This is a genomic window from Microbacterium sp. Root553 (genome assembly GCF_001426995.1).
GTDB lineage: Bacteria > Actinomycetota > Actinomycetes > Actinomycetales > Microbacteriaceae > Microbacterium.
In genome coordinates this window covers 1,028,241-1,049,567 of sequence record NZ_LMFY01000001.1, presented here as the reverse complement: position 1 = coordinate 1,049,567, position 21,327 = coordinate 1,028,241, and the positions used below count along the sequence as shown (strand labels likewise).

Annotated in this window: 19 protein-coding genes; 4 read left to right on the top strand and 15 right to left on the bottom strand. The window is 70.1% G+C overall.

The genetic code is table 11. The features are described from left to right. Window positions 1-138: 138 nt before the first annotated feature. Window positions 139-900 (bottom strand): alpha/beta fold hydrolase, encoded by a 762-nt coding sequence (locus tag ASD43_RS04730; protein WP_056414237.1) that lies wholly within the window; start codon window positions 898-900, stop codon window positions 139-141. 121 nt (window positions 901-1,021) lie between these two features. Here ASD43_RS04730 and ASD43_RS04725 point away from each other — a divergent pair, with 121 nt between their 5' ends. Then, entirely contained in the window at window positions 1,022-2,398 is a 1,377-nt protein-coding gene (locus ASD43_RS04725; RefSeq protein ID WP_162247486.1) for an MFS transporter, read from the top strand. A 106-nt stretch (window positions 2,399-2,504) separates the two neighbouring features. On the opposite strand, the gene ASD43_RS04720 is transcribed toward ASD43_RS04725, so the two are convergent. The 6 genes from ASD43_RS04720 to ASD43_RS04695 all read right to left on the bottom strand — a co-directional run bounded on the left by ASD43_RS04720 (window position 2,505) and on the right by ASD43_RS04695 (window position 10,835). Further along, entirely contained in the window at window positions 2,505-5,150 is a 2,646-nt protein-coding gene (locus ASD43_RS04720) for a penicillin acylase family protein (protein ID WP_082539436.1), read from the bottom strand. 145 nt (window positions 5,151-5,295) lie between these two features. Beyond that, window positions 5,296-7,215 (bottom strand): YhgE/Pip domain-containing protein, encoded by a 1,920-nt coding sequence (locus ASD43_RS04715; protein ID WP_056414234.1) that lies wholly within the window; start codon window positions 7,213-7,215, stop codon window positions 5,296-5,298. Then, on the bottom strand, window positions 7,212-8,063 hold the full coding sequence (locus ASD43_RS04710; protein WP_200946564.1) for a hypothetical protein: 852 nt from the start codon (window positions 8,061-8,063) through the stop codon (window positions 7,212-7,214). The genes ASD43_RS04715 and ASD43_RS04710 overlap by 4 nt, the downstream gene beginning before the upstream one ends. Then, window positions 8,060-8,683, bottom strand: a complete 624-nt coding sequence (locus ASD43_RS04705) for a TetR/AcrR family transcriptional regulator (protein WP_056414231.1) — start codon at window positions 8,681-8,683, stop codon at window positions 8,060-8,062. Before ASD43_RS04705 ends, ASD43_RS04710 begins: the two co-directional genes overlap by 4 nt. Before the next feature lie 235 nt (window positions 8,684-8,918). Continuing rightward, entirely contained in the window at window positions 8,919-10,352 is a 1,434-nt protein-coding gene (argG, locus tag ASD43_RS04700) for an argininosuccinate synthase (protein WP_045252663.1), read from the bottom strand. Window positions 10,353-10,451: 99 nt separating this feature from the next. Next, a complete protein-coding gene (locus ASD43_RS04695; RefSeq protein ID WP_056414228.1) occupies window positions 10,452-10,835 on the bottom strand; it encodes a winged helix-turn-helix transcriptional regulator in 384 nt (127 codons plus the stop codon). Between the two features lie 99 nt (window positions 10,836-10,934). Between ASD43_RS04695 and ASD43_RS04690 the strand changes: the two genes are divergently transcribed. The 3 genes from ASD43_RS04690 (at window position 10,935) to ASD43_RS04680 (ending at window position 13,940) form a co-directional block, all read left to right on the top strand. After that, window positions 10,935-12,323 (top strand): MFS transporter, encoded by a 1,389-nt coding sequence (locus ASD43_RS04690; RefSeq protein WP_235564030.1) that lies wholly within the window; start codon window positions 10,935-10,937, stop codon window positions 12,321-12,323. Window positions 12,324-12,373: 50 nt separating this feature from the next. Beyond that, entirely contained in the window at window positions 12,374-13,165 is a 792-nt protein-coding gene (locus ASD43_RS04685) for an NAD(P)H-dependent oxidoreductase (protein ID WP_056414222.1), read from the top strand. A 67-nt stretch (window positions 13,166-13,232) separates the two neighbouring features. Continuing rightward, a complete protein-coding gene (locus tag ASD43_RS04680) occupies window positions 13,233-13,940 on the top strand; it encodes a ZIP family metal transporter (RefSeq protein ID WP_056414219.1) in 708 nt (235 codons plus the stop codon). Window positions 13,941-13,970: 30 nt separating this feature from the next. Here the strand turns inward: ASD43_RS04680 and ASD43_RS04675 are convergent, their stop codons facing one another. From ASD43_RS04675 to ASD43_RS04640, 8 genes are all read right to left on the bottom strand, one after another. Continuing rightward, window positions 13,971-15,119, bottom strand: coding sequence for a hypothetical protein (locus ASD43_RS04675; protein WP_056414217.1), 1,149 nt, complete (start codon window positions 15,117-15,119; stop codon window positions 13,971-13,973). Next, window positions 15,113-15,889 carry a hypothetical protein gene (locus ASD43_RS04670; protein WP_056414214.1) on the bottom strand — a complete coding sequence of 259 codons (777 nt, stop codon included), beginning with the start codon at window positions 15,887-15,889 and terminating at the stop codon, window positions 15,113-15,115. The genes ASD43_RS04675 and ASD43_RS04670 overlap by 7 nt, the downstream gene beginning before the upstream one ends. Continuing rightward, window positions 15,886-16,953 (bottom strand): vWA domain-containing protein, encoded by a 1,068-nt coding sequence (locus tag ASD43_RS04665; protein ID WP_082539258.1) that lies wholly within the window; start codon window positions 16,951-16,953, stop codon window positions 15,886-15,888. Before ASD43_RS04665 ends, ASD43_RS04670 begins: the two co-directional genes overlap by 4 nt. After that, window positions 16,950-17,936, bottom strand: a complete 987-nt coding sequence (locus ASD43_RS04660) for a vWA domain-containing protein (RefSeq protein WP_235564028.1) — start codon at window positions 17,934-17,936, stop codon at window positions 16,950-16,952. Before ASD43_RS04660 ends, ASD43_RS04665 begins: the two co-directional genes overlap by 4 nt. Beyond that, complete coding sequence (locus ASD43_RS04655; protein WP_056414210.1) at window positions 17,927-18,418, bottom strand: hypothetical protein; 492 nt, start codon at window positions 18,416-18,418, stop codon at window positions 17,927-17,929. The genes ASD43_RS04660 and ASD43_RS04655 overlap by 10 nt, the downstream gene beginning before the upstream one ends. Next, entirely contained in the window at window positions 18,405-19,292 is an 888-nt protein-coding gene (locus tag ASD43_RS04650; protein ID WP_056414207.1) for a DUF58 domain-containing protein, read from the bottom strand. Before ASD43_RS04650 ends, ASD43_RS04655 begins: the two co-directional genes overlap by 14 nt. 7 nt (window positions 19,293-19,299) lie before the next feature. Beyond that, entirely contained in the window at window positions 19,300-20,445 is a 1,146-nt protein-coding gene (locus ASD43_RS04645) for an AAA family ATPase (protein WP_235564026.1), read from the bottom strand. Window positions 20,446-20,596: 151 nt separating this feature from the next. Further along, window positions 20,597-21,298 (bottom strand): Pr6Pr family membrane protein, encoded by a 702-nt coding sequence (locus ASD43_RS04640; RefSeq protein ID WP_056414204.1) that lies wholly within the window; start codon window positions 21,296-21,298, stop codon window positions 20,597-20,599. Between the last annotated feature and the right edge of the window lie 29 nt (window positions 21,299-21,327).

The window sequence follows — 21,327 nt, the reverse complement described above, 5'->3', positions numbered from 1 at the left end:
GCGGCGCGGTTCTGCGGCTGGGCGGACTTCTGTGCTGAATTGTGAACGGCGAGGGTCGGAACCGGGACGCCGGGAAGCCGCGACGCCGTGCGAGCGGTGCGCCAGACACGCGCGCCGGAGGCCGCGCCGTCGCCAGGGTCAGAGGTCGTCGGCGAAGCGCTGGATCAGCTCGGCGGCGGGCTCGGAGTCGGTGATCAACGTGCCGTGACCGTGGTCGGGGATCACCCGGAGGTCGGCACCGGGGATCTCATCGATGATCTCCTGGCACCAGCTCATCGGGGCGAGGGGATCGTCCTCGCCGCGCAGCACGAGCACCGGCTGCTCGATCCGCGCGAACGCCTTCTCGGGCTGATGCACGATGGTCGCGCGGATCTTGCGGATGAGGTGAGGGCCTCCGCGGAGGTATTCCCTCGCGCCGCGCCAGATCACCAGAGGGCGTTCGCCGATGAGGTCGCGCAGCAGGTAGCTCGCCTGCGCCGCGACGTTGCGGGCGGCCTTGTTCACGGTGGGGCCGGCGAGCACGACGCCCGCGACGAGCGACGGATGCCGTGCCGCGAGCTCCGCCGCGATCTGACTGCCCATCGAATGGCCGATCACCACGACCGGTCCCTCCTCGGCGTGCCGCAGGTAGGCGGCGACGAGGTCGGCGTGCCGCTCCATGGTCAGCGTGCGGGTGGGCTCCGGTGCTTCGCCGAAACCGGGCAGATCGAGGGCGATGACCCGTCCGTGCAACCTCTGCACCACGTCGAGGTAGACGCTGCGACCCATGCCGATGCCGTGCAGCAGCAGAAAGGTGCGGGGACCTTCGCCGAAGGTCTCGGAGATCAGCGTGGAACCGCCGTGCTCGTACTCGAGCAGGGTGACGGGCGTGCCTTTCGGGGCGAGATAGCTGGAGACCACCCGTCAACGCTAACCGAGCAGGACGGATGCGGCGAACCGCAGGCCTCTGCACGAGGGAGAGACCGCGGGCACCGCAGCTCGGACGATGGGCCGTGTCCGTCCCTCGTGCGAGGATGAAGTGGTGTCTTCCCCGCAACCCGATCCCGACCAGGTCCCGGCGGTGGAGGAGTCGACCGGCCGCACCCGCGGTCCTCTCGCGCGACTGACGGCGGGATTCGACGATCCGGTGCTGCGCGCCCTGGTCGCGGCGACCGCGGTCTCGCGCATCGGGCGCGGCGTCTTCTTCGCCGTCACCGTGCTCTTCTTCACCCAGATCATCGGTCTGTCTCCGGCGCAGGCCGCGGTGGTGCTGGCCGTGTCGAGCGGATGCGGTGTCGTGGCGTCGTTCCTCGGCGGCTGGCTCGCCGATCGCTGGAGCGCGCGACGCCTCGCGTTCGGATTCGAGCTCACCGGCGGCGCGCTGCTGGCGGGGTACGCCTTCGTGGGGGACTTCGCATCGGCCCTTCTGCTCGCCAGCCTCGCCGGCTTCTTCGACACCCTCGGCCACTCGGCGCGGTCGGCGATCATCGCGCGGGGATTCGCGTCGGAGCGACGTGTGCACGCGCGGGCCGTGCTGCGTACCGTCACCAACATCGCGATCGCGGCAGGGTCGGGACTCGGCGCGATCGCGCTGGCGCTGGGCACTCCCGAGGCATACCGCACCGTCATCGCCTGCGCGGGGGCCATCTGCGCGCTCGGTTCGCTGCCGCTGCTGCGCCTCACCCCTGCGGTCGATGCGCCGGCACGCGTGCGGATCAAGACGCTCCGCACCGAGACCGGGTCGATCGACACGAAGGCCGCGGCCGCCGCATCCGCCGAGCGCAGCGACTGGAACCGGCGTTCGCCGTGGCGCGACCCGAGGTATCTCGCGCTGAGCGGACTCTCGGCGATCTTCGGCATGCAGTTCGGGGTGGCCGAGTTCGGCGTTCCGCTGTGGATCACGCAGAACACGAACGCCCCCGAGGTCATGGTGGCCGTGCTCCTCATCGTCAACACGACTCTCGTGGTGCTCTTCCAGGTGCGGGCGTCGCGCGGCACGCACGACCTGCGCGTCGCCGGGCGCGTGACGATGATCGCCGGCTGGCTGATGGTCGCCGCATGCCTGGTCTACGCGTTCGCCGCAGGGATGCCGGCCTGGGCCGCCATCGTGATTCTCATCGTCGGGATGATCGCCCACACCTTCGCCGAGATCCTGTCGCAGGCGGGGGCGTGGGGACTCAGTTTCGAGCTGGCCGATCCGGTGCGAGCCGGCGCCTACCAGGGCGTGTTCGGCATGGGGTTCTCTGTCGGCGCGCTGGCCGCCCCGATCGTCGTGAATGCGACCGCGATCACGTTCGGACTGCCCGGCTGGGCGATGCTGGGCGCGATCTTCTTCGCGGCGGCCGTCGGCATCTGGATCATCGCGCGCCGCGCCGCCGCGGCATCCGTGAGCCCGGGGGCCGCACCCGGCCCCGCCTGACCGCGATACTGCCTGACCGCGAGGCCCGCTGACGCCGATGCCGGCTGACCCGAAGCCCGCTGACTCCGATGCCGGCTGACCCGAAGCCCGCGGATCCCGAGGCCCGCTAGCCCGCCGGGACGAGAACGAGGGTGTGCCGGGTGGCGGCATCGACCGCCGCCGGCGAGAACGCCCACGGCTTCTGCACACCCGACGCCCAGTCGGCGGTCTGGTCGATGTAGTGCTCGTCGAACGCGTGCCCGGAGGCGCCGGTGAGGTGGATCCACGTCGAGGCGTCGAGGTCCGCGAGGTCGACGATCATCCGCATCGACGGGACGGTCGTGGTCGCGTACGAGGTGCCGAGATCCCATCCCGTGGCGTTGACCACCGACGCGCCGCCGCCGACGGCGTAGGGTCCGCGATTGAAGAGCATCTCGATCGGGGCGATCCCCGACGAGCCGAGGGTGTCGCTGGTCAGGGTGATCGCGTGCAGGTCACCCCACCGCCACGCGTTGACGGCGTCGCCCTGCAGGCCCACGAGCTCATCGTAGGCCTCCTCAGCAGACACCGCGAGCATCTCGTTCATGCTGGTGACACCCAGGGTGGGGTTGGTCCAGAGCGGGTCCGCGGGGGAGTCGAGGAGATCTCCGACCACGGTGAACAGGCGGCCGTGACCCTCGATCGGCAGCGGATCCTCGCGCTCGGCGAAGATGTTGCGCACGAGATTCGACCAGAGCACGTTCGCGTAGGCCGCGGCGGGCGAGGATGCCGTGTTCTGGGCGTCCCAGGAGCGCAGCAGGTCGACCGCATCACGGGTGCCCGCGCCCGTCACTGTGACGTCATCCATCGCCGAGGCCAGCCGCTTGCCGATCCACATCTCGCTGTCCATCTGGATCTCGCGCATGTCCTGCGCGGTCAGAGGGCCCGCGGCGGCTCGACGCTCGATCAGGTGCTCGATGCGATCGGCGCGGTAGCCGTAGTCCCAGTCCCGGGAGAGGAAGTAGGGATAGTCGTCGGCGACGATCGCGTTGTTGGCCGTGACGATGTACCCGGACTGCGGGTTGTACGACACGGGGAGTTCTTCGAACGGGATGAACCCGGTCCAGTCGTAGCGGCTGTCCCAGCCGGGTTGCGGCATCCATCCGTCTCCGGCGCCGCGGATCGGGAGGCGCCCCGGCGCCTGGTAGCCGATGTTGCCCTCGACGTCGGCGTAGACGAGGTTCTGCGCCGGCACGTCGAAGAGCGATGCCGCGGCGCGGAAGTCGTCGAAGTTCCGCGCGGTCGAGAGCGCGAAGATCGCGGTCGCCGCGGTTCCGGGGTCCAGCGCCGTCCACCGCAGGCTCACGGCGTACTCGGCGTCCTCGGCGTCCTCGCCGGTGGGGGCGGTGGCGGTCGACCCGCCCGCCGCGAGTCCGGGCTCGGGATCGGCGGCGATCGCGGTGAAGTCGTCGGTGAGTCCCGAGATGAGGGGGCCGTGCGCGGTCGAGCGGATCGTGAGCTCGATGTCGTCGCCCCCGGCGACCTCGATCGTCTCGGTGCGCTGGTCGAGCGGCACGAGCACGCCGTCGCGCCAGTACTGGTCGCCCTCCAGACGCTCCACGTACAGGTCGGTGACGTCGGTGGTCAGGTTGGTGAACCCCCAGGCGACCTGCTGATTGTGTCCGATCACGATTCCGGGGAGGCCCGAGAACGAGAAGCCGCCGACATCGAACGGGCAGGCATCCGTGACCTCGCTGCACCGCAGCTGCACCTGGTACCAGACCGAGGGAAGCGATGCACCGAGGTGAGGGTCGTTGGCGAGCAGGGGAAGGCCGCTCTCGGTCAGGTCGCCCGAGACCACCCACGAGTTCGAGCCGATGCCCTCCCCGACATCCCCGACGAGCAGGCTCGCCGCCTCGATGACGTCGGAGGCCTCCTGCCATTCGATGGTGGTGGCCGCCTGCTGCATCTCACCGTCGTGCGCGTCGTCGGTGAACACGACCGGCTCGGTGCCCGTCTCGAGGGTGGAGATCTGGGGGACGATCACGGGATTCTCGTCGAACGGATACGGCGGGTAGAGCTGCTCGAGAGTGGCCTGCGCCGAGTCCGGATCGGCGCCGGTCGCGAGTTCTGAGGCGAGCAGCGAGCGTGCCGCCTCGTCGTCGACGTTGCCGCGGAGATCCCAGGCCATCGCTTTGAGCCAGGCGACGGAGTCCGCGGGCTCCCAGGGCTCCGGGGCGTAGTCCGGATTCTGTATGCCCAGAACGGCATATTCGAGCGACAGCTCGGGGCCAGATCGGGATCCGAGGTACGCGTTCACGCCGTCGGCGTACGCCTCGTAGTAGCCGATCGTCACCTCGTCCATCGCCTCGACCTCGGCTTCGGCGACCACGCGCCAGCCCAGGGTGCGCAGGAAGGCATCGGTCGCCACCTGCGACTCTCCGAACATCTCGGCGACCCTGCCCGCCGTGACATGGCGGCGGAAGTCCATCTCGAAGAATCGATCCTGCGCGTGCACAAACCCCTGGGCGTAGAAGAGGTCGTCCGTCGACTCGGCGGTGATCGTCGGGATGCCGCGATCATCCCGCTGCACCGTGACCTGCGCCTGCAGCCCGTCGAGGGGGAGGGTGCCCTCCGTCTGAGGGAAGGACCGCTGGATGGTCCAGGTGACGACGAACGCTGCGGCCACGGCGATCACGACGACCGCGGCCACGACGAGGAAGGCGATGCGGCCGATGCGACCGCGCAGAGAGGTGCGCGCGACCGGGGCAGGATCGGGCGAATCGGTTGTCATCATCGAGAACTCTTTCGGACGGCATGGTGGGACCCGGTCCCACTGAGCCCCAGAGCGCGTCTCATCGGACGCACTCTGGGAATCCTACTCACACCCACGGACGGCGTGGGACGCCGCCGGGTTCTCGGTCGCACCGAGCGGGGGATCAGCCGATCAGGCTCGGCTGCAGATCGCGCAGCGTTCTCCGATGCGTCATCCGCGTCACGCCGATCGCCGCGAGCAGCAGCGCGCCGACGAGCCAGATGCCGAGCACCACGATATCCCAGCCGGCCCGGCCCAGGTTGCCGCCGTACATCAGCTGCCGCATCGCATCGACGACGTAACCGAGCGGGAGCACATGATGAAGGGCGGCCAGAGGGGCGGGCAGCGTCTGCCACGGGAAGGTGCCGCCCGCGGTGACGAGCTGCAGCACCATGAGCACCAGACCGAGGAACTGCCCCACCGAGCCGAGCCACACGTTCAGCATCAGGATGATGGCGGCGAAGGTCGCGGAGGCGAAGACCATCACCCCGAGCGTGCCGATCGGGTTGTTGAACGTGAAGCCGAGCGTGATGGCCAGGATGCCCATGAGCCCCACCATCTGCAGGGCGCCGAGCATCGCCGGGGTGAGCCACCCCGCCAGGGTGACGCGCAGCGGCGAGTGCAGCGCGGTGACGGCGCGACGGGAGATCGGCTTGACGATGAGGAACAGTGCGTAGATGCCGATCCATGCCGAGAGCGCGGCGAAGAACGGCGCGAGGCCTGCACCGTAGTCCTCGGCGGAGGCGACCTTGTCGCTGGAGACCTTCACCGGGTCGGCGATGGTGTCGGCCTGCTGGGTGCGCAGCTCGGGGGTGGAGACGGGGATCTGCGCGACCCCGTCGGAGAGTCCGTCGCGCAGCTCGGCCGTGCCGGAGGCGAGCGTGCCGAGTCCGTCGCGCAGCTGTGCGGCACCGTCGTTCGCGGATGCCGCGCCCGTCGCGACGGTGCCGGCGCCGGAGGCGAGCGTGCCGGCGCCCGAGGCGAGCGTACCGGCGCCCGAGGCGAGGTCGGCGGCTCCGGAGGCGACGGATGCTGCGCCGGCGGCGAGCTGGTCGACCTTGCCGACGGCCCCCTGCACCTGCGCGTTGCCCTCCTGCAGGCGGGTGCCGAGCGGGTCGAGTTTCGCGAGGACCTGGTCGACCTCATCGGGGGTGAGCCCCTGCGCGGTCAGGGCGTTCGCGATGTCGGTGCGCACCTGGGGCAGCGCGTTCGCGGCCTGCTGGACCGCGTTGCCCGCGCGGTCGGCGACGTCGGCGAGCTGACGATTGCCGTCGCTGACCTGCTGTGCGCCGCTGGCTAGCGTCTGCGCACCGCTCGCGAGCGTCTGCGCCCCGCCGGCGAGCGTCTGTGCGCCGGTCGCGAGCTGCGCCGTGCCGTCTGCGAGCTGCGCCGTGCCGTCGGCGAGGGTCGCGCTGCCGGTCGCCGCGGTGTTGGCACCGTCCGTCAGCTGAGTCGCGCCGTCGACGGCTGTGACCAGCTTGTCGCGCACCTCGCTCAATCCGGTGAGCAGCCGCTCCGCGGCCTCGCTCCCGACCATCTCGGCGACCGAGCTGCGGATCTTCTCGACCGCCTGGGTGCCCATCGACGAGGCGAGGTAGTTGTTGGCATCGTTCGTCTCGAGCTCGATCCGCGCCTGATGGGGGTCGTCGCCGGATGCCGAGGTCAGCGCGGCGGAGAAGTCCGTGGGGATCGTCACCGCGAAGTCGACCGTGCCCTCGCGCAGGGCGCTCGCGGCCTCGTCGTCCGACATGCGCTGCCAGTCGAAGGCGTTGCCCTCGATGAGGTTGTCGGCGACATCCTCGCCGTAGTTGACGGTCTCGCCGGTCGGAGCATCCGTCCCCGTGGTGGGGGTCGCAGCGCCCTCGTCGTCGACGACGAGCGCGACGGGGACGTCGGGGAACTTGGCATACGGGTCCTGATTGGCCCAGAGGTAGAGCCCGCCGTAGAGGATCGGCACGCACACGAGCGCGATCAGCGCGATGATGCCCATCTTGCTCGCGGTGAGTCGCCGCAGCTCGGCGGCGATCATGGAGGGGACCTTCATCGCCCTGCTCCGTTCTGGTCTGTGTCTGTGTCGATATCGGTGTCGGTATCGGTGTCGATGGCGGGATCCGTGGCTGTGGCGTCTTCGTCTTCGTCCGCAGCCGTGTCGGTGTCGGGGTCGGGGTCGGGATCCGGGTCTGCGTCGTCGTCCGCAGCCGTGTCGGTGACGATGTCCGCGCCCGCCGTCGGTTCGTCGGCGGCGAGGGAGTCGAGGACGAGCGGCGGGATCGGACCCGAGGCGTTGATGGCCTCGAGCTCATGCATGCGTTCGAGGGCGACCGCGGCAGATCCGCCGACGATGACGAGCATGGCGTACCCGCGGTCGGCGAACTCCGACGCGATGCGCCACCAGCCGTCCGGGCTGCCGCCGTGGCGGTCGGGTGAGACGAGCACCACGCCCTCGGTGCCCTTGCGCAGCACCGCGAGCTCGCACAGGATGCGCACGCGGGCGGCCGGATCGACGTTGCCGATCGGCACGCCCGCCAGCTCTCCGAAGCCGAGCTGCGTGAGCCAGCGGCGCGAGTGCAGGGGTGTCGCTCCGACGCCGGCGAACATGAGCTCTTCGCCGACGACGCCCGCGAGGGTGATGTCGGCATGCGGGTCGCTGACGTCCGGGGCGTCGACGAGCGCGATCGTGCGGCGCAGCCGTCGGTTGTCGACGCTGCCGTCGATGGTGACGCGGCCGGTGTCCGGGCGCATCCGCCCGCTCGCGATCAGGCCGAGGACGCTCGGTCGCTGCTCGGTCTCGGCGATCGCGAAGCGCACGGCACCGGTGTGGAATTCGAGGCTGGTGGTGGGCAGAGCCTGGCCGCCCCGCCCCTTGCTCACCTCGTGGAGAGTGATCTTCATGCGTCGACCCGCTCGGATCCGATGATCTCGGGATGCGCGGTCAGCAGGTCGTCGGCATCGCGCCAGGACAGCCCCGCGATGCTGAGGAGCGTGCGCACGGCGAGGTTCTCGGCGCCGATGCTCGCGGCATCGGTGCGGGATACGACTGTGCGGGCGACCTCTTCGATAAGGCGTGCGAGCGTCGGTGCGGCGATGTCGGTGCGGAAGCTGCCGTCGTCCTGACCGCGTCGGGCGAGGGCCGAGACGGTGCGACGAAGCGGCGCGAGGGCGTCGGCGGTGTGCTGCACGTGCGCCTCGTCGAGGGCGAGGGCCGCAGCGACCTGCACGTGGGACGCCTCCTGCCAGAGCCTGGCTGCGAGCCGGGCGAGCGCGATGCGCGCGTCGGCGTCGGTCACGGACTCGGCGATCGCGTTGAAGCGCTGCGCGCCCACCGAGATGAGCTCGCGGATCAGCGCCTCGCGGTCGTCGAAGTGCCCGTACAGAGTGCGGCGGGAGAGGCCGGCGCTGCGGGCGATGACGTCGATCGAGGCGCGGGGATCGGCGGCGAGGGTCTCTCGGGCCGCATCGAGGATTCCGGCACGGTTCTCGACGGAATCGCGACGGGGAGCACGGGTGGTCATGCGTCCATGGTAGCTAATGTGCACAGAAGTGTGCAAGATAGTGCGGCGGACTCACGGGTGACGGGGGTCGCCCGTTCACGACTCAGCAGAGAACGGTCGTTCCATCGACGAACCGGCGGGTGTCGGTGCCGATCGGCACCCGTCCGTGTTGAATTGTGCACGCCATGACTCGGACAGACAGCAGAGGGGGGCGGATGCTGATCGCATCCGCCCCCCTCTCGTGACGCCTGTTCGGTCAGTCGGTGCCGGAGTCGAAGGCCGCACCCTCAGAGGCGGTGTCCACCGCGCCCGCGAGCGCCTGGTCGACGTCTTCGACCGCGCCGGTGATCTCCCCGGACTCACCCGCGGTGACGCGGCCGACGAGCTCGCCGGTGGCGCCGCCGATCAGGCCGAGGCCGGCGTACTGCTCGAGGCGGGACCGCGAGTCGGCGATGTCGAGGTTGCGCATGGTGAGCTGGCCGATGCGGTCGACCGGGCCGAAGGCTGCGTCGCCGACACGCTCCATCGACAGCTTCTCGGGGCCGTACGACAGGTTTGGCGAGGTGGTGTCGACGATCGTCCAGTCGTCGCCGCGGCGCAGACGCACGGTGACGGTTCCCGAGATCGTGAGACCGACCCACCGCTGGATCGACTCGCGCAGCATGAGGGACTGCGGCTCGAGCCAGCGTCCCTCGTACATCAGGCGACCCAGGCGACGACCCGACTCGTGATACGTGGCCAGGGTGTCTTCGTTCAGGATGCCGTTCACGAGGCGCTCGTACGCGATGAACAGCAGCGCCATGGCAGGTGCCTCGTAGATGCCGCGCGACTTCGCCTCGATGATGCGGTTCTCGATCTGGTCGCTCATGCCGAGGCCGTGGCGTCCGCCGATGGTGTTCGCCTCCATGACGAGGGCCACCGGATCGGTGTACTCGACGCCGTTGAGGGCGACGGGGCGTCCGGCGTCGAAGGTGACCGACACGTCTTCGGTCTCGATCGCGACCGACGGATCCCAGAACTTGACGCCCATGATCGGGTCGACCGTCTCGAGCGAGACGTTCAGGTGCTCGAGCGTCTTCGCCTCGTGTGTCGCCCCCCAGATGTTGGCGTCGGTCGAGTACGCCTTCTCCACCGAGTCGCGGTAGGGGAAGTCGTGGGCGACGAGCCACTCGCTCATCTCCTTGCGGCCGCCGAGCTCGGTCACGAAGTCGGCGTCGAGCCATGGCTTGTAGACGCGCAGGCGGGGGTTGGCCAGCAGGCCGTAGCGGTAGAACCGCTCGATGTCGTTGCCCTTGTAGGTGGAGCCGTCGCCCCAGATGTCGACGCCGTCCTCCTTCATGGCGCGCACCAGCATCGTGCCGGTCACGGCGCGACCGAGCGGCGTGGTGTTGAAGTAGGTCTTGCCGCCGGAGCGGATGTGGAATGCGCCGCACGACAGGGCGACGAGGCCCTCTTCGACCAGCGCGGTCTTGCAGTCGACCAGGCGGGACGCCTCGGCGCCGTACTCCAGCGCGCGGCCGGGGATCGACGCGATGTCGTCTTCGTCGTACTGGCCGAGATCACCGGTGTACGTGTAGGGGACGGCGCCCTTGTCGCGCATCCACGCGACGGCGACGGAGGTGTCGAGTCCTCCGGAGAAGGCGATGCCGACGCGCTCGCCGACGGGAAGTGACTGGAGGACCTTGGACATGGCTCCCAGTCTATCGGCGGCGTGTCGGCTGTTTCGGACGCACCCGATGTCCGCGAGGTGCGCGACGGCCGAAGATCTCTCGGGGCCGTTCGCGCGGGGTCAGCGAGCGAACGGAGCGCTCGCTCCCGGCAGCAGGCTCCGCTGGTGCTCGGCATAGCTCCCGCCCCACGACGTCAGCGCGTCGACGAGCGGCAGGGATCCACGGCCGAGCTCGCTCAACCGGTACTCGACCTTGGGCGGCACCTGTCGGTACACCGTGCGGATGACGAGGCCGTCGTCTTCGAGCTCGCGCAGCTGGCGGGTCAGAACGCGAGCCGTCGGCTCGTCAAGCAGGCGGCTCAGCTCGCCGAACCGCAGCACCTCGTGCTCGCGCAGCAGGCTGAGGATGCTGGGCTTCCATGCGCCGCCGAGCACCGCGATCGAGATCTCCGCATCGCAGGCGTCCGTCCACTCCTGCACGATGCGCGCCGTCTTCTCCCTCACCGGACCCGCCCTTCGTCGGTCCCATAGTATCCGAAACGTCAGTATGTGACCAGAATGACCGTACTTGCTCGTCTCGTACCGGTCCGCGACACTGGACACGTGACTTCCTCTGTGCCCGTGGCATCCACCCGTTCGCGCTCGCCGCGGCATCCGTGGCTGGCCATGATCCCCCTCCTCCTCGGCATCCTGATCGGCGCGCTCGCGATCAGCAGCGTGTCGACCGCGCTGCCTGCGATCCGCGGCGATCTGACGCTCAGCGACACGGGCGCGCTGTGGCTCGTCGACGTCTACTCCCTCTCTCTGGCGGCGACGCTGATCCTCGCCGCACGCATCGGAGATGCCGTCGGGCGCAAGCGGATCGTGCTCCTCGGCCTCGCCGGATTCGCGATCCTCAACCTCATCGGCGGCCTCGCGCAGGACGGCCTCGTGCTGATCGTCGTGCGCGCCCTCCTCGGTGTGGCCGAGGCCTTCGTCGTCGCGGGCGTCGTCGCCACGATCGGCGCGCACTATCAGGCTCGTCAGCGCGTGCTCGCCTACGGGCTGTGGACCGCGACGTTCGGCACCGGCAGCGCCCTCGGTCCCGTTCTCGGCGGTCTGGTGACCGAGGGGCCCGGATGGCGCTGGCTGCTGCTGGGGAGCGTGCCGCTGGCCCTGGTCGCCGCGGTGCTCGCCCTCTGGCTCGTGCCGGACTCGCGCAGCTCCCGGCCGGTGTCGTGGGACACCCTCAGCATCGTGTCGTCGATCGTGGCGCTGGGTGCCCTGGTGTTCGCGCTGCACGAGATTCTGGCCGCTCCCGTGCCCGCGGCCGCCGCCGGCCTGATCGCCGTGGTGACCCTCGCGTTCTTCATCCGACGGCAGCGCTCGCTGCGTGACCCCCTGATCGACCTTCGCCTGTTCCGCGTGTCCGGCTTCAGTCCTGCGGTGGTGCGCATCGTGGCGAGCAGCGGGGTGTCGTCGGCCTGCGTGCTCCTCGCCAGCCTGCACCTGCAGGATCTGCGCGGGTACTCCGCGGCGGAGGCGGGGATCGCGATCCTGCCGCAGGCGGTCGCGATCGCCCTCGGCGGCGTCGCCGCACCCCTGTTCCTGCGGTGGCTGACCTCACCCTCGCTCACGGTGCTCGCGCTCGTGATCCAGGGCGTCGGGCTGGTCTGGTTGGCGCTGGATCCCGAGATCGTGGCGCTGCCGCTCGTGCTCGTCGGCGCCGGATTCGGCGTCGCAGCGACCCTGGCGGCCACGACCCTGTTCGACGTCACGACCGAAGACGACGCCGGGCAGGTCGGCGCGATCCAGGAGGTCGCCTTCGCCCTCGGCGGCGGGCTCGGCATCGCCGTGCTCGGCACGATCTCCCAGGTCGTCGGGGCGAGCGGATTCGCGGTGGCTCTCGTGGTCGCCGCCGTCGCGGTGGCCGCCGCCGCGCTCGTGCCGTTGGTGCGACGCGCCCCACAGGGCGCCGAACGCTCCCCGCACGACGCCGCCGGCATCCGCTGACGCCCGCCGCCGCATCCCGCCATCATCATCCCCACGGAAGAGAGCCTCGCTTGTCCGCGCCCCGTAAGACCGTCCATTGGATCCTCGCCCACCCCCAGGAGAGCTCCGTCAACGCCCGTCTGTTCCGAGAGGGGGTGGAGATGCTGTCGCGCGATCATGACGTGCACGTCTCCGACCTGTACCGGCAGGGGTTCGATCCGGTGCTCGGCGCTGCCGACCTCGGTGCGCCCGGCGGACGGGAGGGAAACGTCGTCGACCTCATGGGTGCCGCGCACGCCGACGGCACGGTGCCGTCCGATGTGCGCGAGGAGCAGCGCAAGCTCGCGGCGGCCGATCTGGTCGTGCTCCAGTTCCCCCTGTGGTGGTACGGCCCGCCGGCGATTCTCAAAGGGTGGTTCGATCGCGTGCTCACGAACGGATTCGCCTACGGACCCACCGATCCCGAGACCGGGCTGCCGCTGCGGTACGGGGAGGGACTGCTCGCCGGCAGGCGCGCGCTCGTGATCGTGACCGCGGGGGAGGACGAGCGTTCGATCGGCACCCGCGGCATCAGCGGCGACATCGACGCGCTGATGTTCCCGCTCACCCACGGCACGCTCTGGTACACCGGCATCGAGCCGCTCGACCTGCACGTCGTGCACGACGTCGACGGCTTCGGCGCCGCTGACGTCGAGCGGGAATCCGCCCGCCTGCGCACACGACTCGCGGGGATCGACGACGAGACGCCGAGCAGTCCGTACCGCCGGCTGCGCGACGGCGAGTACCACGGCACCCGAGCGCTGCGGGCGGATCTGCTGCCGGGACGCACCGACCTCGGTATCCATCGCCGCGTACGCGACTGAACGGCGGAGGCGGCGACTCACCGGTTTCGGCGCCTCAGTGGCAGAGTGGCCCTGAAGGAGGCAGGACATGGGCGGAGCGATCCTCTGGGGCGTGGTGGCGGCGGCGCCCCTCTTCGTCGGCGCGGTGCTCGCACTGCTGCGCGCCTGGCCGCCGCGCTGGCTCGGCATCGTGCTCGGGTTCGGTGCGGGCGCGCTCATGGCGTCGATCGCATTCGAGCTGTGGGAGGAGGGGCTCGCGCTCGCCGGCCCCATCCCGCTCGTGCTCGGCGTCGCGCTGGGAGCGATCAGCTACTACATCGCCGCCCGCATCCTCGACGCCAGAGCCGCGAAGAAGAAGGGGCAGGCCGGCGGCGGCCAGCTCGCGGTGGGTGCGCTGCTCGACGGCATCCCTGAGCAGCTGGTGCTCGGCATCGGGCTGGCGTCCGGAGAGCCGGTGAGCGTGGCGCTCGTGGTCGCGATCCTCGTGTCGAACCTGCCGGAATCGATCGGCTCGGCGGCGGACCTGCTGCAGGGCGGGATGGCGAAGTCGCGGGTGCTGCTGCTGTGGGCCGGCGTCGCGGTCGTCTGCGCGGTGGCGACCGTCGCGGGCTTCGCTCTCACGAGTGTGACCGGTGACGGCTTCCGTGCCGGAGCGAGCGGTTTCGCGGCGGGAGCCCTGCTCGTGATGCTGGTCGACTCCATGATCCCGGAGGCGCAGTCGAAGGCGAAGGAATCGACGGGGCTCGCGACCGTGCTGGGCTTCGCGCTCGCCGCAGGTCTCGCCCTCGCCTCCTGACGACCGCGACGACCGTGCCGCCGCCCCCGATCACTGGAACCCGGGGTAGTCCTTCAGCTTCTCCTCGTACTCCGCCCGATCGTTCTCGCTGAGCACGGCGCTCGCGAGCACGACCATCTGCAGCCCCTCGAGCGGTTCGCCCGTGCGGGCGCTCTGCGCCTCGCGCGTGGTGCGGAAGTCGCCCGTCGGGTCATTCGACAGGTCGTAGATGTTGGCGTAGAGCCGCGTCGGATCGGGGTAGTTGTCGGTGTAGTACTCCCACGTGTGCTGCTCGCGCGGGTCTTCGCTGCCGTAGAGCTTCGCGATCATCGTCGGATCGATGCCCGAATACTCGCCGTTGAACGAGTAGAGCGGCGGCATCCCGTGCTCGGCGACGACCGCGTCGATGGTGGCCATGACGTCGAGCTTGGTGTTGTAATCCTGGATCGGCTGCGTGGTCGCCCAGCCCACCGACGTGTACTCGATCAGCATCGATTCTCCGCCGTACCCGTTGCGCTCGGGACGCAGGTCCTCGTCGCCGACCTGCACCCACTCGTACCCGTACTCGGCGGTGATGCGGGCGCGGATGTCGGCGAAGACGCTGTCGGCCTCCGCCCGCACCTCCTCGAGCGACTGCTGACGGAGGGCTGCCTGCGGGTCGGTGCCCTTGATGCCCGGGTAGGCCTCCTCGTGCTTCTGCTCCTCGGTCTTCATGCCGTCGTAGCTTCCGGATGCCGAGGTCTGCAGCGCACCGATGCCGCCGACGGTGGCGACGTTGAAGATCAGCGTGACCGCGAGCGCCGCGGCGGCCAGGGTGCGTCCGCGGGCGGTGAAGAGCGCGCCGACGATCACGGCCACCACGACGAGCTGCAGCGTCAGCATCGTGACGCCGTAGAGCACGTCGGTCGCTCCCACGGCCAGCGTGATCAGCAGGATCGCGGCGAACAGGATGCCGGCGACCAGCGCGATCCAGCCCAGGGTGTTCGCCGGTCTCTTCGGCGTGTCCGCGGTGCCGGATGCCGAGCCGGTCGCAGAGCCGGTCGCAGTGGCGGTGGCCGTGGCCCCCGGAACGCCGGGCTGCTGCACGAAGGGGCCGGATGCGCGGCGTGCGTTGCGGTACCCGCCGGGCGGCGGCACCGGCGGCGCGCCCTCGGTGCCGGCGACGTAGCGGGCGCGCTGCTTCTCGTGATCCATCACCATGGCTTGTCCGTCCCCGAGCCGCCGCCGTCTTCGCCCTGCTGCTGGTCCCGCTCCTGCGTGCCCTGCTCGAGCTTGTCCTTGAGCTCGTCGAGCTTGTCGTCCGACGGCTGCGGCTCCGACTCCTCCTGAGGCTGCTCCTCCTCGGGCGGCGTCTGCTGCTGCTTCTGCTTCAGCCGACCCTCGAGATCCTCCTTGCTCTGCTGCATGTCGCGGTCGGGGTCGGAGGACTGCTCCTCCGCCTCGTCGCTGTCGCACTCCGGCGGCATCTCGGACGTGACGGTGAGCGCCTCGCCGTAGAGCGCCGCGGCTCCCGTGCCGTCGCCGTCGGCCCTGGCCGCATCTCCCATGCGCTCGATCACGAGCCCGAGGTTGATGCGCACGCTGCAGACCTCGAGGCCGGTGGCCAGGTCGAGCGATTCCTCGAGCTTCGCGCGGGATGCCGACAGCTCCTCGGCGCCGGCGAGGGCGGTGCCCGCGTTGAAGGGAGCCTTGTACGGCTCGAACCAGTTGAGGAACTCCTGGCCGTGGGCGGCGGACTCCGATCCCGCGAAGTCGTCGGCGACGTAGGCCGTGATCGACTGGTGCGCGAAGGCGTACATGCTCAGCACCTTGCCGACGAAGAGCAGCGCGGCGAGAGTGAGGGGCAGGGTGCCGATCGCGATCCAGCGACGGATGCGGCGCCGCCTGCGGTTCGATGCCAGAAGAGCGGATGCCGCCCTCGCGCGGATGTCCTCGGGCGCCGTCGCCTCGGGTGCTGTCGCCTCGGTCATGCGGCACCTCCGTCGTCGGGTCGGGTCGCCGTCGCGTCGCGCGTCGACCGGGACGCGTCGCGCGTCGACCGGTCCCGGGAGCGCGGGGTGCGCAGCAGCCGCAGCCGGGCGACGAGCATGCTGGCCCGTGCGAGCTCGACGCCGAGCAGGGCGACGACGACGAGGGCGGCGATCCAATAGAGCTCGGTGACGTTGCCGACGGATCCGGACTCGGCGTAGTTCGTCGTCGTCGAGGGGGCCTCGGGCAGCGTGATCTCGGCATCCGCCGTGCGGTGCTGGTAGTCGACGCCGAGCTCACCGGCGATCGCCTCGAGGTTCGCCTCGTCGATCACCGACAGCGCGTTCGACCCCTGGTACTCGATGTACTCGCCCGATCCCGAATCGCCGAGACCGCCGGTGGTCAGCCGCATCGGCCCGCCCTCCGCGGTGCCGTAGCCGAACACGGCGCCGGCGTCGGTGAACTCCGCGCTGCCGTCGAACGGCTCGGGTGCCGAAGTGACCGTCTGCTCGCCGTCGCCGAAGTAGAACACCATGCGCGAGCGGTCCGGTGAGGACTCCGCCGCATTCGAGAGGGTCTCGGCGAGCAGCGGACTCGCGATGCCGATCGAGCTGCCGCGCGACTGACTCGTCACCTCGGGGCGCAGCACGTCGAGAGACGAGATGAGGGAGGTGGTGTCGGTGGTGAGCGGCATCCGCAGGTCGGCCGAGGCGTCGAAGGTGATCAGGGCGAACCGTGCGCCCGGATACTCGTCGACGATGCTCTGCACGTCGGCGCGCACTCCGTCGAGGCGCGGCTCGTCGCCGTTCCAGTCCTCGGCGACGATGCTCGCGGTGGTGTCGACGACCAGCACGACGTCGGTGTCGGTCGCGAGGGTCTGGGTGGCGCCGCCGGGGATGCCGGGGCGCAGGAACATGACGAAGCAGGCCAGCAGCAGCACGAGCCGCAGGACCCACAGCGCTTTGTCTCGGCCCTTCGCCTTCGCCAGCGCGATCACGGCGAGACCCCCGACCGGCGCGCACAGCAGCACGAGGAGGAAGACGTTCAGCACGGGCTGGAAGATCACAGTCGCACCCTCCACAGCACCACGAGGAACGAGAGCATCGAGATCAGCAGCACCACGATCCACAGGTTCGGGGTGTCGGTCCACACCACCTGCGCCTGTCCCTTCAGCTCCGTCGCCTCCTGCTCCTGCACCTGGGTGACGATGTCGCTGACGGTGGTCGTGTCGCGCAGGCCGTAGGCCGCGCCTCCCGTGGCTTCGGCCGCCTTCGCCAGCTCGGCGCTCACGGCGTCGTCCTTGCCGGCGACGGGGTTGAGTGCGAACACGCGCACACCGATCGAGTCGGCGTACGCGGCCGCCTCGTCGAGGGTCACGATCGAGGCGCCGTTGATCTCGTTGTCGGTGGCGAAGATGATCGAGCGGGAGCGCTCGTCGTCGGGGTGGTCGAACGCCATCGTGCAGGCGGCGAGCCCGTCGCCGATCAGCGAGGCGCCGTTGCCGTTCAGCGTGCCGACCCAGTGCTCCGGAACCTGATCGGTGTAGTCGAAGCTCTCCCGGATGCTCTGCAGATGACCGCGGATGAACTCGTAGTCGTCCGTGAGCGGGAAGATCTGCACGGGGGAGCTGTTGAAGATCGTCAGTCCGATGCGCTCCCCCTCGAAGTCGTCGAGCAGATCCTCGAAGACCGACAGCACCTCGACATCGACCTCGCTCATCGACCCCGAGACGTCGAGGCAGAGCATGATGTCGCGGCTCGTGTTGACCGGTTGGATGGTCTGCGACGACATCGGCCGCGCCGCGATGACTCCGGCCGACAGTGCGGCGACCACGCCGAGCAGCAGGACGGCGGAGAGGGCGAGCACGCGACGGTTCAACGCCTGGCGGAAGGTGGGCAGCGCCCGCAGGCGCTCGGCGCGGGCGACGCGGGCGCGCTCGTGCTCCTCGGTCCTGGCGCCGCTGCGCAGGCCGACGACCACCCCGATCGCGATCGCGGCGAGTACGACGCCGACAGCGACGAGGATCAGCCATCCGTGGGCTAGTGCCATGTGCGCACCACCGTTCGCGCGGCCTCGGCGCCCGCGGCCGGATCGATCGCGGGGCCCTGACGGAAGATGCTCGGATAGTAATGGCGTCCCATGGCGTCGATCAGCGCCGGGTGCACCCCGCGCGCGACGAGGTCGTCGAGGGCGAGCACCGGGGCTTCGAGTCCGCTGTACTCGTTGACGAACGTGCGCACCACGCGGCTGAACTCGAGGTTCGCATTGCGGGCCGAGAGCGTGCGGGCGCGGTAGTCGTCTTCGATGCGCTGGATGCGGTCGAGGTACTCCACCCGCAGCTGCGACAGCACGTCGACGGTCAGCAGCAACGGCCCCTGCGACTCGTCGGTGAGGGTGAGATCGCGACGCGGCCGGGTGAGGGCGGCCACCAGCCAGGCTCCCGCGATCAGGAGCGCGAGGACGCCGAACGCGAGCAGGATCCAGCCCCAGCCGTACTGGGCCGGAGGGTAGAGCTCGTCAGAGCCGGGCATTCGACCTCCGATTCAGCAGCTGGAGCAGCTGCGAGACGGCGTCGTCCTGACCGGCCAGCACACTGTGGCTGATCTCCATGCGCTTGAGCACCTCGGCGAGGCGGGCGGCGTCGGCCTCGGTCTGCGCGGTGAGCTCGCGGATGATGTCGAGGTCGCCCTGCACGAAGTCCGGGACCTCCCACAGGCTGTCCACGTCGCTGCGGATCGTTCCGGTCGCGTGGTCGAGCACGGGATCCGCGTCGCTCACGGTCAGCCACAGCACGTCGTGCTGCACGCGCAGGCGTCGCAGCATCCGCTCGGTCTCGTCGGTCACGGGAGCCTCGTCGGTGATCACCACGACGATCATCCGGCGCGAGATGGTGCGGGTGACGTACGAGAGCAGGGCGTCGCGGTCGCTGGACGCGGTGCTGGAGTCGATGGCTCCCTCGATCGTGCGCAGCGCGTGTTCGAGAGCACCCTCGCTGCGGCCCGGTGCCCGGCGACGGATGCGGTCGGAGTCGCCGTACACGAGCGAGAAATCGTCGCCGTGCCGCAGCGCCAGCACCCCGAGCACGCCGGTGGCGAGGATCGCGAGGTCTTTCTTCGACCTCTCGTCGTGGGCGAGGGCGGCCATCGAGCGTCCGGTGTCGACCACGAAGAGGATGGTGTGCATGCGCATCGCGCGGTGCCGCTTGACCAGCGGCGTGCCCAGTCGGGCGGTCGCGCGCCAGTCGATGTCGCGCACCTGATCACCGTACTCGTACTTGCGCAGATCCTCGAAGTCGAGGCTGCGCCCGTGCAGCAACGACGCGTAGGCGCCGTCGAGCGCGTGCAGCGACTTGCGCGACGAGTGGATGAAGAGCTTGCTCTTCACCTGGGTGATCAGGCTGGCCATGGGGGTGTCAGGGCGTGGGCACCGACGCGAAGATCTGGTCGATGATCTCCTCGCTGCGGATGCCCTCGGCGTCGGCCTCGAAGGTCAGCAGCACGCGGTGGCGCAGCACCAGGTGGCGGAGCGAGCGGATGTCCTCGGGCAGCACGTGCGCACGGCCGTTGAGCAGGGCGAGCGCGCGGGCGGCCTGCAGGAAGGCGATGCTCGCACGGGGGCTCGCGCCGTACTTGATGTACCGGGCACGCTCCTCGCCGATGTAGGGCGCGGGGTTTCGCGTGACGTAGGCGATCGAGACGATGTAGTTGCGGATCGCGGGGTCGACGTAGATCCGGCTCGCGACGTCCTGCAGCATGTCGACGTCGTCGAGGCTGATCGCGCTCGAGACGTGACGGTCGGGATCGAGCACGCCGGAGTCGATGCGGCCGAGGATCTCGAACTCCTCCGCGGGGCTGGGGTACTCGACGATCTCCTTGAGCAGGAAGCGGTCCATCTGCGCCTCGGGCAGCTCGTAGGTGCCCTCCTGCTCGATGGGGTTCTGGGTCGCGATCACCAGGAACGGCTTGGGCAGGTGATGCACCTCGCCGCCGATCGTGGTCTGGTGCTCCTGCATGGCCTCGAGCATCGCGCTCTGGGTCTTCGCGCTCGAGCGGTTGATCTCGTCGAGCAGCACGAAGTTGGCGTGCACCGGACCCAGCACCGTGCGGAAGGATCCGGTCGCCGCGTCGTAGATCTGGTTGCCGGTGATGTCGCTGGGCAGCAGGTCGGGTGTGCACTGGATGCGCTTGAACTGCGCCTTGACCGTGTCGGCGAGCGTGCTCGCGGCGGTCGTCTTCGCGAGCCCCGGAACGCTCTCCAGCAGGATGTGGCCGCCGGCGATCAGTGAGATCAGCAGGCTCATGCGCAGTCGCTCCTGGCCGACCATCTTGGCCGAGTACGCGTCGGAGACGGTCTTCAGCACCTCGCTCGCGCGACGCAGCTCGGCATCGGTCGGGGCCTCGGACTTCCTGCTCGCCGAGGGGGACGCGGGCGGCGCGACGGCCGCAGCCGCGGCGCGGGTGGCCGGAGCGGGCGGGGCCGGGGGCATCGACGAGCCGGAGGGCGCGGGGGGAGGCGGCGTCGCACCTGCAGAGGCGCCGGGCGCGTAGGGCTCGTTCATCGATGTGTCTCCTCGTTGCCACGGGGACGCGTCGACGATCCCCCGCGACCAGCGTAACCGCATCCGAACGCGCCGATCCGGCCCGCCCATGGGGACTTGTGCCCATGGGCGCGCCCGCCTGTGCCGCTGCCGGTCCCGGTGCGGATGCCGGTCAGGCGTCGACGGGCACTCTGGCACCGCGCCGGCGACCGACCCAGACGACGAGGGCGGCCACGCCGATGATCGCGACCGCGATGCCGATGATGTAGCCGGCGACGCCGAGGTAGCCGCCGACGAGGCGCGGGTCGAGGAACGGATACGGGTACCACCAGGTGTTCCCCGTGGCGGGCGAGGTGATGAAGTTCGCGCGGATCATCGTGTAGATCGCCCAGAGGATCGGGAAGATCGCGGCGATGAAGATCGTGCTCCAGGCGAGGGCGCGTCGACGCGGGGCGAAGAGCACGTCGAGCAGCAGGAACAGAGGGAACACGACGTGCAGCACCTCGTTCGACCAGGGGACCGTGACGCCCTGGGGCAGTTCGACGCCGCGGAGCAGCGTGTTGTAGACGATGCCGGTGACGATCATGTAGGTGCTCGCGCACGCGAGGGCGACGGCGAGCCCGTTCGGCTCCGGCCGACTGTCGCGGCGGTGGCGCAGTGCCCAGACCGCCGCGATGATCAGCACGATCGCTGCGAGCAGGTTCGACAGGATCGTGAAGAAGCTGAGGAAGTTCGCGGCGACCGTCGGCAGATGCTGCCCCCACTCGGTGGTGGCGTCGAGGGCGTTCTGGATGCTGCGGGACAGCTGGGCGATGATCGCGGCGAGTGAGAGCACTGCTGCAGCGAGTCGTGCGTAGGGCCACCAGGTCGTCATCTTCGCCTCCGCGCACACCTTATCGGGCG